Here is a 9,874-nt window from a genome sequence, read left to right on the forward strand (position 1 = left end):
CACCACCGACGGTACTTCGACGCGATGGAGGCCGTCCTCGGCGCGGTCGGCGGCCGCCCGCACCGCGGGGGCGGTGATCACCACCGGGCGTGAGGTCGTACGGATCGAGACCGACGGGCGCTCTGCCGAGGTCACCTATCGCGGCCCGGACGGGGAGGGCACCGTCTGGGCACGGCACGTCCTGGTGAACGCCTCGCCGCAGGACCTGGCCCGGCTCACCGGCGACACCCCGCCGGCCCCGGCCGAGGGCGCCCAGCTCAAGGTGAACATGCTGCTCACCCGGCTGCCCGCGCTGCGCGACACCGCGGTCGATCCGCGCGAGGCGTTCTCCGGGACCTTCCACATTGCCGAGGGGTACGGGCAACTGGCCGCCGCCCACGCCCAGGCGGCCGCCGGCGTGCTGCCGTCCGCGCCCCCCTCCGAGATCTACTGCCACTCGCTCACCGACCCGACGATCCTCGGCCCCGATCTCGTCGAGCGGGGCTGCCAGACCCTCACCCTCTTCGGCCTTCACACCCCCGCGCGGCTCTTCGCGCACGACAACGACGGTGTGCGGGAGGAGTTGCTGAAGTCCACGCTGGCGCAGCTGAACGCCCACCTCGCCGAGCCGGTCGAGGACTGCCTGGCCACGGACGCGGACGGACGCCCCTGCATCGAGGCGAAGACGCCGCTGGACCTGGAGCGGGACCTGCGGCTGCCCGGCGGCAACATCTTCCACCGCGAGCTGGCCTGGCCCTACGCCCAGCCGGACACGGGCCGCTGGGGCGTGGAGACGCGCCACGCGAACGTGCTGCTGTGCGGGGCGGGCGCGGTGCGCGGCGGCGGGGTGAGCGGGGTGCCGGGGCACAACGCGGCGATGGCGGTCCTCGAAGACGGCGGTGCCGGTCAGCGCCGCTGACCGGCGGTCGACGGCGACGGCGGTCGACGGCGACGGCGGCGGGCGAACGCGGGCGCGGGTTCCAGGCGGATGCCGACGCCGCCGAGGCAGCCCGTCACCGAGCGCAGTGCCGGGCCGTACCGCAGCGTCGGGTGACCGGACCGTCCGGCGGCTCGCACCGATGCCCCCGTGAACGGGGCGAGCGTGAGAGCGCCGCCCAGAACCGTGACCACTGCGCCCAGTTGACGGCAAGTCAGCTCGCCGTCCGCTCGGTGTGTCATCGATGAGCCTCCTGCCACGCCGCCTGAAAGCAACTTTCGGGAACGTCGTGCGGAGTGAAAGATTCATGTCGGCGGGAGGGGGCGTCAAGCCGCCCGACCGGGGCCAAAAATCTGACGGTGCATCAGAAACCTCTTCCCTCCTTCCGGCCGCTGCGGCATCCTGCGCCCATGCAGACGGAGCTGAGCAAGAAACTGGGAGTCGAGCACGCCCTCTTCGGCTTCACGCCGTTCCCCGCGGTCGCTGCGGCCATCAGCCGGGCCGGTGGGTTCGGCGTGCTCGGCGCGGTCCGCTATACCGCCCCCGACGACCTGAAGCGCGACCTCGACTGGGTCGAGGAACACGTCGACGGCAGGCCCTACGGTCTGGACGTGGTCATGCCCGCCAAGAAGGTCGAAGGCGTCACCGAGGCCGACGTCGAAGCGATGATCCCGGAAAAGCACCGGCAGTTCGTCGCGGACACCCTCGCCAAGCACGGGGTGCCCGAACTCGCCGAGGGCGAGGCGTCCGGATGGCGGATCACCGGCTGGATGGAGCAGGTCGCCCGCAGCCAGCTGGACGTCGCCTTCGACTACCCGATCAAGATCCTCGCCAACGCGCTCGGCTCCCCGCCCGCCGACGTCGTCCACCGCGCGCACGACCAGGGCATCCTGGTCGCCGCGCTCGCCGGCAGCGCCCGGCACGCGCGCAAGCATCAGGAGGCGGGCATCGACATCGTCGTCGCCCAGGGATACGAGGCCGGCGGTCACACCGGGGAGATCGCCTCCATGGTGCTCACCCCCGACATCGTGGACGCCGTCGACCCGTTGCCCGTACTGGCCGCCGGCGGCATCGGCAGCGGGCAGCAGGTGGCGGCCGCGCTCGCGCTCGGCGCCCAGGGAGCCTGGCTCGGCTCGATCTGGCTGACCACCACGGAGGCCGGACTCCCCTCGCCCCTGCTCGTCCGGAAGCTGCTCGCCGCCGAATCCGGCGACACGGTCCGCTCCCGCGCGCTGACCGGCAAACCGGCCCGGCAACTGCGCACCGAGTGGACCGACGCCTGGGACGACCCGGACGGCCCCGGCGCGCTCCCCATGCCCCTGCAGGGCCTGCTCGTCGCCGACGCCGTCACACGCATCCAGAAGTACGAGGTCGAGCCGCTCCTCGGCACACCCGTCGGCCAGATCGTCGGCCGCATGACCGGTGAACGCAGCGTCCAGGCGGTCGTCGACGACCTCACCCGCGGCTTCGAGGAGGCCGTCGACCGCATCAACCGGATCGCCGGAAGGAGCTGACAGTGAGTCAGGCCGCCAACGGTTTCTGGTCCCAGGCCGCGGCAGATCCCGGGCGCACGGTCCTCGTCGCGCCCGACGGAGAGGAACTGACCGCCGGGCGGCTGCTCGCCGCGGCCAACCGGCTGGTCCACGGACTGCGTGCCGCGGGTCTCGAACGCGGCGACTGCTTCGCGGTCGTCCTTCCCAACGGCGTCGAGTTCCTCACCGCCTACCTGGCCGCCACCCAGGCCGGCCTCTACCTCGTCCCCGTCAACCACCACCTCGTCGGACCGGAGATCGCCTGGATCGTCTCCGACTCCGGCGCCAAGGTGCTCATCGCGCACGAGCGGTTCGCGGACGCCGCGCGCAACGCGGCCGACGAGGCGAAACTGCCGGCCGCGGCGCGGTACGCGGTGGGTACGGTCGAGGGGTTCCGGCCGTACGCCGAACTCCTCGACGGCCGGCCCGAGTCGGCGCCCGACGGGCGCACCCTCGGCTGGGTCATGAACTACACCTCGGGCACCACGGGCCGCCCGCGCGGCATCCGCCGCCCGCTGCCCGGCAAACCGCCGGAGGAGACGTACCTGGGCGGGTTCCTCGGCATCTTCGGCATCAGGCCGTACGACGACAACGTCCACCTCGTCTGCTCCCCGCTGTACCACACGGCCGTGCTGCAGTTCGCGGGTGCCTCGCTGCACATCGGGCACCGGCTGGTCCTGATGGACAAGTGGATGCCCGAGGAGATGCTCCGCCTGATCGACACCCACCGCTGCACGCACACGCACATGGTCCCGACACAGTTCCACCGCCTGCTCGCCCTTCCCGAGGAGATCAGGGCGCGCTACGACGTCTCCTCCATGCGGCACGCCATCCACGGCGCGGCCCCCTGCCCCGACCATGTGAAGCGGGCGATGATCGAGTGGTGGGGGCACAGCGTCGAGGAGTACTACGCCGCCAGCGAGGGCGGCGGTGCCTTCGCTACCGCCGAGGACTGGCTGAAGAAGCCCGGCACGGTCGGCAGGGCCTGGCCCATCAGCGAGCTCGCGGTCTTCGACGACGAGGGCAACCGGCTGCCGCCCGGCGGCCTCGGCACGGTCTACATGAAGATGAGCACGGGCGGCTTCTCGTACCACAAGGACGAGACCAAGACGCGCAGGAACCGCATCGGCGACTTCTTCACCGTCGGCGACCTCGGCTACCTCGACGAGGACGGCTACCTCTTCCTGCGCGACCGCAAGATCGACATGATCATCTCGGGCGGGGTCAACATCTACCCGGCGGAGATCGAGGCGGCGCTGCTCACCCACCCCGCCGTGGCCGACGCGGCCGCGTTCGGCATCCCGCACGACGACTGGGGCGAGGAGGTGAAGGCGGTCGTCGAGCCCGCCCCCGGCCACGAACCGGGCCCGGCACTCGCGTCGGACATCCTCGGCCACTGCGCGCGCCGGCTCGCCGGCTACAAGCGGCCCCGGAGCGTGGACTTCATCGAGACGATGCCCCGCGACCCCAACGGCAAGCTGTACAAGCGGCGCCTGCGCGAACCGTACTGGGAGGGACGCACCCGGCCCGTGTGAGGCGGCGCCGGGAGGCGGTGGTCCCGTCCGGGGCTGGGACGGGACCACCGTCGCGCCGTCGGCCGTGGACGGGGGCCCCGCAGCGCCGGCGAGGACGGGATGTCCCGCTCGCAGAAGCGCGCCGCCTGTCACCCCTCTCTCCTCGGAGAACACGCGGGTCACCGGGCAGCGGCCGTCGTCCCAGCCGACCGCCTTGTTGTGGCTCGATCCCGTGGTGACCTCCGCGTACCCGCCGCCTCCCGGGGGCCACACCGGCTCGACCCGGTTCCCCACGCCGAGCGACCCGGTGCCGCCGGGTACCGGCATACGCCGCCCGTTGCGCGACGCTCTTCGTGCCGAAGACGTCTTGACCTGCAGGGCAGGACGCCACGATCATCACGCCAGGAACCAGCGGACCAAGGAGCACCCATGACGGCGGGACGAAGCGCCACAGTCGACGGCACGCTGCGGCGCAGCGCCCGCCGTACCCCGGAGCGCATCGCGGTCCACTACCGCGACCGGTCCTGGACCTACGCGGACCTCGACGACGCCGTCTCCCGCGCGGCCCGCGCCCTGCGCGACGCCGGGCTCGCCCCCGGTGACCGGGTCGGCGCCTACGGCCACAACTCCGACGCGTATCTGATCGGCTTCCTGGCCTGCGCCCGCGCCGGGCTGGTGCACGTGCCCGTCAACCAGAACCTGACCGGCGACGACCTGGCGTACATCGTGGACCAGGCCGGCTGCGGACTGGTCCTGGCGGATCCGGACCTGGCGGGGAACCTCACCGACGGTGTACGAGTGCTGCCGCTGCGCGACGCGGACGACTCGCTGCTCGCGCGGCTCGCCACGACCGAGCCGTACGACGGCGAGGAGCCGCGCGGCGAGGACCTGGCGCAACTGCTCTACACCTCCGGCACGACCGCGCTGCCCAAGGGCGCGATGATGACGCACCGCGCGCTGGTGCACGAGTACCTCAGCGCGATCACTGCCCTCGACCTCAGCGCGGGCGACCGGCCCGTGCACTCCCTGCCGCTGTACCACTCGGCGCAGATGCACGTCTTCCTGCTGCCCTACCTCGCGGTCGGCGCGGAGAACATCATCCTGGACGCGCCCGACGGCGACCGGATCTTCGACCTGATCGAGGAGGGCCGCGCGGACAGCCTCTTCGCCCCGCCCACCGTGTGGATCGGCCTCGCCGGCCGCCCCGACTTCGCCACACGGGACCTGAGCGGGCTGCGCAAGGCGTACTACGGCGCCTCGATCATGCCCGTGCCCATCCTGGAGCGCCTCACGGAGCGGCTGCCGAAGCTCGCCTTCCACAACTGCTTCGGACAGAGCGAGATCGGCCCCCTGGCCATGGTGCTGGGGCCCCACGAGCACAAGGGGCGTATGGACTCCTGCGGGCGTCCGGTGCTCTTCGTCGAGGCGAAGCTCGTCGACGAGGAGGGCAAGGACGTGCCCGACGGGGAGCACGGCGAGATCGTCTACCGCTCACCGCAGCTGTGCGAGGGCTACTGGGACAAGCCCGAGGAGACCACCGACGCCTTCCGCGACGGCTGGTTCCACTCCGGGGACCTGGCCGTGCGGGACGCCGACGGGTACTTCACGATCGTCGACCGGGTCAAGGACGTCATCAACTCCGGTGGCGTGCTGGTCGCCTCGCGACAGGTCGAGGACGCCCTGTACACCCACGAGGGGGTGGCCGAGGCCGCGGTGATCGGGCTGCCCGACGAGCGGTGGATCGAGGCGGTCACCGCGGTCGTCGTGCCCCGCGGCGGAGTGACCGAGGCCGAGCTCCTCGCCCACGCACGCGAGAAGCTCGCCCACTTCAAGGCGCCCAAGCGGGTGCTGTTCGTGGACGAGCTGCCGCGCAACGCGAGTGGCAAGATCCTCAAGCGGGAGCTGCGGGACCGGTTCGCCGCAGGCTGACGAGGGTCAGCGCGGACGCAGGTCCACGATCCGCCTGATCTTGCCCACGGACCGCTCCAGGGACTCCGGTTCGACGATCTCGACCCCGACCGAGACGCCGATCCCGTCCTTGACGGCCGCGGCGATGGCGAGCGCCGCCGCGTCCCGCTGCTCCGGCGTGGCGCCGGCCCTCGCCTCGGCCCGCACCGTCAGCGCGTCGAGCCGTCCCTCACGGGTGAGCCGGAGCTGGAAGTGCGGTGCCACGCCCGGCGTGCGCAGCACGATCTCCTCGATCTGCGTGGGGAAGAGGTTCACACCGCGCAGGATGACCATGTCGTCGCTGCGCCCGGTGACCTTCTCCATCCGCCGGAAGACGCGGGCCGTGCCGGGCAGCAGGCGGCTCAGGTCCCGCGTCCGGTACCGGATCACGGGCATGGCCTCCTTGGTGAGGGAGGTGAAGACCAGCTCCCCCTCCTCGCCGTCGGGCAGCACCTCGCCGGTGATCGGGTCGACGACCTCGGGGTAGAAGTGGTCCTCCCACACATGCAGGCCGTCCTTGGTCTCGACGCACTCCTGCGCCACGCCGGGACCGATGACCTCCGACAGGCCGTAGATGTCCACCGCGTCGATGGCCAACCGCTCCTCGATCTCGCGCCGCATCTCCCCGGTCCACGGCTCCGCGCCGAAGATCCCGACCCGCAGGGAGGTGCCCCGTGGGTCGACGCCCTGGCGCTCGAACTCGTCGAGCAGCGTCAGCATGTACGACGGCGTCACCATGATGATCTCGGGCTTCAGGTCCTGGATCAGCTGCACCTGCCGTGCCGTCATGCCACCGGAGGCCGGGATCACCGTGCAGCCCAGGCGTTCGGCACCGTAGTGCGCGCCGAGACCGCCGGTGAACAGGCCGTAGCCGTAGGCCACGTGCACCGTGTCGCCGGGCCGGCCGCCGGCCGCGCGGATCGACCGGGCCACCATGTCCGACCACATGGACAGGTCGTTGTCCGTGTAGCCGACGACGGTGGGGCGCCCCGTGGTGCCGCTGGAGGCGTGGAGCCGCCGTATCCGCTCCCTCGGCACGGCGAACATTCCGTACGGGTAGTTCTCCCGCAGGTCCGCCTTCGCCGTGAAGGGGAACCGGGCGAGATCGGCGAGCGTCCGGCAGTCGTCCGGGTGGACCCCGGCCTTGTCGAAAGACGCGCGGTAGAAGGGCACGTTCGCGTACGCGTGCCGCAGCGAGGCCCGCAGCCGTTCCAGCTGCAGGGCCCGCAGGCCCTCCGCGTCCAGTCGTTCCCCCGCGTCCAGCAGATCCCGCACATCCGCCATCGAGGCGTCTCCCTAGCCGATCACACCATTACGGACGACCGATCATTCGGTCGTTTTGCTGGAGATCAGTAATCCAGCCCGCCCGGCCGGAAGCAAGAGGTCGGCGACCACTTTCTGATCGTCGCAGCCGGGCGGACCGAGCCACGAGGATCAGGTACATGCCGAGCTTCGACGCGCCCGAGGGAACCCGGCTCGCCTATCACCCGCGCGGAACGGGGGAGCCACTGGTCGTGCTGCCGGGAGGCCCCATGCGCGCCTCCCCCCGTCTGGGCGACCCGGCGGGGTCGGCGCCCGGCGGCGGCTCATCCTCCTCGATCTGCGCGGGACCGGGGAATTTGCGGTACCGGCCGATCCCGCCACCTGCCGGTTCGACCGGCTCGTGGACGACGCGGAGGCGCTCCGGGCGCACCCGGGGCTGGAGCGCACGGACGTGCCCGCCCACTCGGCGGGCGGCAGCCTCGCCCTGCTGTACGCGGCGCGCTGCCCGCGGCGTGTCGCGCGCGGCTCGCCCTGATCACCGCCACGCCGTGGGCCCTGGGGATGCCCGCCGCTGCCGAAGACCGGCTCGCGGCGGCCCGGCTGCGGAAGGACGAGCCCTGGTCCGAGGCGGCGTTCCCGCCGTTCGAGGCGTGGCTGACGGGGAACGGCGACTTCGACCCCGCCTTCGTCCCCTTCTACGGGCGCTGGGACGCGGCGGCACAGGCCCATGCGGAGGCCGGGGAGGAGCAGACCAACGACGAGGCGGGCGGCGTCTACGGCTCCGGGGGAGCCTACGACCCACCCGCGACCCGCGCGGCGCTCGCGGACCTCGCCGCGCCCGTCCTGGTGTAAGCGGGCGAACTCGACGGCGCCCCCCGCCCCGAACTCGCCCGCCGTGTCACCGGGATCTCCCCGCACACCGAGTTCGCCGTCCAGCCGGGCGCGGGCCACCACCCCTGGCTGGACGACCCCGCGTGGTTCACCTGCCGGGTGGGCGACTTCCTCGCCGGGTGACCGGTCACGCCGGTGCGCTCAGCGTCCGGTCAGGGAGGTCAGGCGCGCGGCCGCCTGCGCCCGGGCCGCCTCCAGCACCGCGAGCAGCACCTCCTTGCTGGAGCCGCGGTCGCGTACGTCGCACAGAATGACCGGCGTCGACGCGTCGAGGTCCAGCGCCGCCCGCACCTGCTCCGCCGTGCACTCCCGCTGCCCGTTGAAGCAGTTGACCCCGACCGCGAACGGGATCTCGCGCGCCTCGAAGAAGTCGATCGAGGCGAACGAGGCGTCCAGCCGGCGTGTGTCCGCGAGGACGATGGCCGCCAGCGCGCCCGTCGCCAGGTCGTCCCACATGAACCAGAACCGGTCCTGACCGGGTGTGCCGAACAGATACAGCACCAACTCCGGCGCGATGGTGATCCGGCCGAAGTCCATGGCGACCGTGGTCGACGACTTGCCCTCCACACCGGTCAGGTCGTCGACACCGAGGCTCGCCTCGGTCATGTGCTCCTCGGTCTCCAGCGGGGGCACCTCGCTCACGGAGCCCACCATGGTGGTCTTGCCGACGCCGAAGCCTCCCGCGATGAGGATCTTCAGCGCGGTCGGCATGACCGGCTCAGAGCTGACGGATACCATCCATCACCCTTTCGATGAGTTCCACACTCGGCTGGTCCTCCTGCCCGGGCGGCGATCGGACGAGAATGAGCGAGGCGTTGAGCAGATCTCCGCAGAGGATCTTCACCACGCTCACCGGCAGATCCAGCTGTGCGGCGATCTCGGCGACCGCCACCGCGCGATGTCGGCACAGTTCGAGGATCTGGGCCGACTCCGGCTCCAGACGGTCCCCGTCGACGTCATGTGCGGATCGTGAGACGACCAGGGTGATCAGCGTGAACGTGTGCCGGCTGTGGCGGGTGCGCCCGCCCGTGATGGCGTACGGCCGTAAGTGGCGCCCGGCCTCCGAATCGTCGAGCCATCGCGGTTCAGGCATCCTGTATATATCCGCCGGGGGACGGGCTCTGCACGCGTGGCGCGGCGCTCATGTACTGTCCGACCTGCTTGACGAGCGTGCCCATCTCGAAAGCCATCATGCCGACATCCACTTCCTCCGTGGCGATCGCGGCCAGCCGGGCGCCTCTGCCCGCGGCCGTGACGAACAGGAACGCTCTGTCCATCTGAATGACCGTCTGCTGGACCTCCCCGCCGTGGAAGTGGCGCGCGGCGCCCCGGGCGAGGCTGTGCATGCCCGAACCCACCGCGGAGAGGTGCTCGGCGTCGTCCCGGCGCAGGTCCTTCGACTTGCTGATGAGGAGGCCGTCTCCCGAGAGCACGATGGCGCAGCGGATCTCCGGGATCCGTTCCACCAGGCCGTCGAGGAGCCAGTCCAGCTGCGGACCGGGTTGTACCTGCTCAGTCATTGTCCAACGTTCCCTCACAGTCGGTGGGCACCGGGGTCCCTCGGATCCGTCGGCCGGCCGTCCGCTCCGGCCGGCCCGTCCGCCTGGGACATCCGGGCCCGCTTCAGCCCCTGCTGAATGGCGATCATCGCGCGTGCCGACGCGTCCGGGGAGATGACGTCGTTGTCCCCCTCGCCCTCGGGCCGGCCTGATGTGTGTGCCGCCTCTTTGCGCAGCTGCTGCGCGAGGCTGGCTCCCCGGGTCCGCCGGGGCAGCACCCGGGGGGTGGCCAGCGGGCCTGCCCCGGCGGCC

The 9,874-nt window shown here is 71.8% G+C and carries 10 protein-coding genes and 2 pseudogenes; 5 read left to right on the top strand and 7 right to left on the bottom strand.

Annotated elements, in window-relative coordinates; translation table 11 throughout:
• Window positions 1–898 (top strand): phytoene desaturase family protein (locus ACFSL4_RS27525; protein ID WP_465269768.1); only part of this gene is annotated, 898 nt, incomplete at its 5' end.
• Here the strand turns inward: ACFSL4_RS27525 and ACFSL4_RS27530 are convergent.
• Window positions 886–1,158: a hypothetical protein gene (locus tag ACFSL4_RS27530; RefSeq protein WP_381088376.1), complete on the bottom strand. Its 273-nt coding sequence runs from the start codon at window positions 1,156–1,158 to the stop codon at window positions 886–888. The two genes, ACFSL4_RS27525 and ACFSL4_RS27530, sit on opposite strands and share 13 nt — an antisense overlap.
• 168 nt (window positions 1,159–1,326) lie before the next feature.
• Between ACFSL4_RS27530 and ACFSL4_RS27535 the strand changes: the two genes are divergently transcribed.
• Window positions 1,327–2,430: an NAD(P)H-dependent flavin oxidoreductase gene (locus tag ACFSL4_RS27535; protein ID WP_381088378.1), complete on the top strand. Its 1,104-nt coding sequence runs from the start codon at window positions 1,327–1,329 to the stop codon at window positions 2,428–2,430.
• 2 nt (window positions 2,431–2,432) lie between these two features.
• Entirely contained in the window at window positions 2,433–3,983 is a 1,551-nt protein-coding gene (locus ACFSL4_RS27540) for an acyl-CoA synthetase (protein WP_381088381.1), read from the top strand.
• A gap of 77 nt (window positions 3,984–4,060) precedes the next feature.
• Here ACFSL4_RS27540 and ACFSL4_RS27545 read toward each other — a convergent pair.
• Window positions 4,061–4,304: pseudogene (locus ACFSL4_RS27545) on the bottom strand (acylase); the annotation flags it as partial.
• An 87-nt stretch (window positions 4,305–4,391) separates the two neighbouring features.
• Here ACFSL4_RS27545 and ACFSL4_RS27550 point away from each other — a divergent pair.
• Window positions 4,392–5,891, top strand: a complete 1,500-nt coding sequence (locus tag ACFSL4_RS27550; RefSeq protein WP_381088384.1) for an acyl-CoA synthetase — start codon at window positions 4,392–4,394, stop codon at window positions 5,889–5,891.
• 6 nt (window positions 5,892–5,897) lie between these two features.
• On the opposite strand, the gene paaK is transcribed toward ACFSL4_RS27550, so the two are convergent.
• Window positions 5,898–7,193, bottom strand: a complete 1,296-nt coding sequence (gene paaK, locus ACFSL4_RS27555) for a phenylacetate--CoA ligase PaaK (protein WP_381088387.1) — start codon at window positions 7,191–7,193, stop codon at window positions 5,898–5,900.
• Between the two features lie 158 nt (window positions 7,194–7,351).
• On the opposite strand from paaK, the pseudogene ACFSL4_RS27560 reads away from it, so the two are divergent.
• Window positions 7,352–8,186: pseudogene (locus ACFSL4_RS27560) on the top strand (alpha/beta fold hydrolase).
• Between the two features lie 18 nt (window positions 8,187–8,204).
• Here ACFSL4_RS27560 and ACFSL4_RS27565 read toward each other — a convergent pair.
• The 4 genes from ACFSL4_RS27565 to ACFSL4_RS27580 form a co-directional block, all read right to left on the bottom strand.
• The gene (locus ACFSL4_RS27565) at window positions 8,205–8,801 is read right to left on the bottom strand and encodes a GTP-binding protein (protein WP_381088390.1); all 597 of its coding nucleotides are present in this window, start codon (window positions 8,799–8,801) and stop codon (window positions 8,205–8,207) included.
• A complete protein-coding gene (locus ACFSL4_RS27570; RefSeq protein WP_381088393.1) occupies window positions 8,782–9,156 on the bottom strand; it encodes a DUF742 domain-containing protein in 375 nt (124 codons plus the stop codon). The genes ACFSL4_RS27565 and ACFSL4_RS27570 overlap by 20 nt, the downstream gene beginning before the upstream one ends.
• Window positions 9,149–9,583, bottom strand: a complete 435-nt coding sequence (locus ACFSL4_RS27575; protein WP_381088395.1) for a roadblock/LC7 domain-containing protein — start codon at window positions 9,581–9,583, stop codon at window positions 9,149–9,151. The genes ACFSL4_RS27570 and ACFSL4_RS27575 overlap by 8 nt, the downstream gene beginning before the upstream one ends.
• A gap of 14 nt (window positions 9,584–9,597) precedes the next feature.
• Window positions 9,598–9,874 (bottom strand): hypothetical protein (locus tag ACFSL4_RS27580; RefSeq protein ID WP_381088398.1); only part of this gene is annotated, 277 nt, incomplete at its 5' end.

Origin of the sequence: Streptomyces caeni (assembly GCF_042678285.1) — a bacterium.
GTDB classification, from domain to species: domain Bacteria; phylum Actinomycetota; class Actinomycetes; order Streptomycetales; family Streptomycetaceae; genus Streptomyces; species Streptomyces caeni.

Excerpts from the sequence above, each read along its gene's own strand:
- ACFSL4_RS27565 (WP_381088390.1), bottom strand. The coding sequence starts at position 8,801 with ATGGTATCCGTCAGCTCTGAGCCGGTCATGCCGACCGCGCTGAAGATC.
- ACFSL4_RS27550 (WP_381088384.1), top strand. The coding sequence starts at position 4,392 with ATGACGGCGGGACGAAGCGCCACAGTCGACGGCACGCTGCGGCGCAGC.
- ACFSL4_RS27575 (WP_381088395.1), bottom strand. The coding sequence starts at position 9,583 with ATGACTGAGCAGGTACAACCCGGTCCGCAGCTGGACTGGCTCCTCGAC.
- ACFSL4_RS27535 (WP_381088378.1), top strand. The coding sequence starts at position 1,327 with ATGCAGACGGAGCTGAGCAAGAAACTGGGAGTCGAGCACGCCCTCTTC.
- paaK (WP_381088387.1), bottom strand. The coding sequence starts at position 7,193 with ATGGCGGATGTGCGGGATCTGCTGGACGCGGGGGAACGACTGGACGCG.
- ACFSL4_RS27530 (WP_381088376.1), bottom strand. The coding sequence starts at position 1,158 with ATGACACACCGAGCGGACGGCGAGCTGACTTGCCGTCAACTGGGCGCA.
- ACFSL4_RS27570 (WP_381088393.1), bottom strand. The coding sequence starts at position 9,156 with ATGCCTGAACCGCGATGGCTCGACGATTCGGAGGCCGGGCGCCACTTA.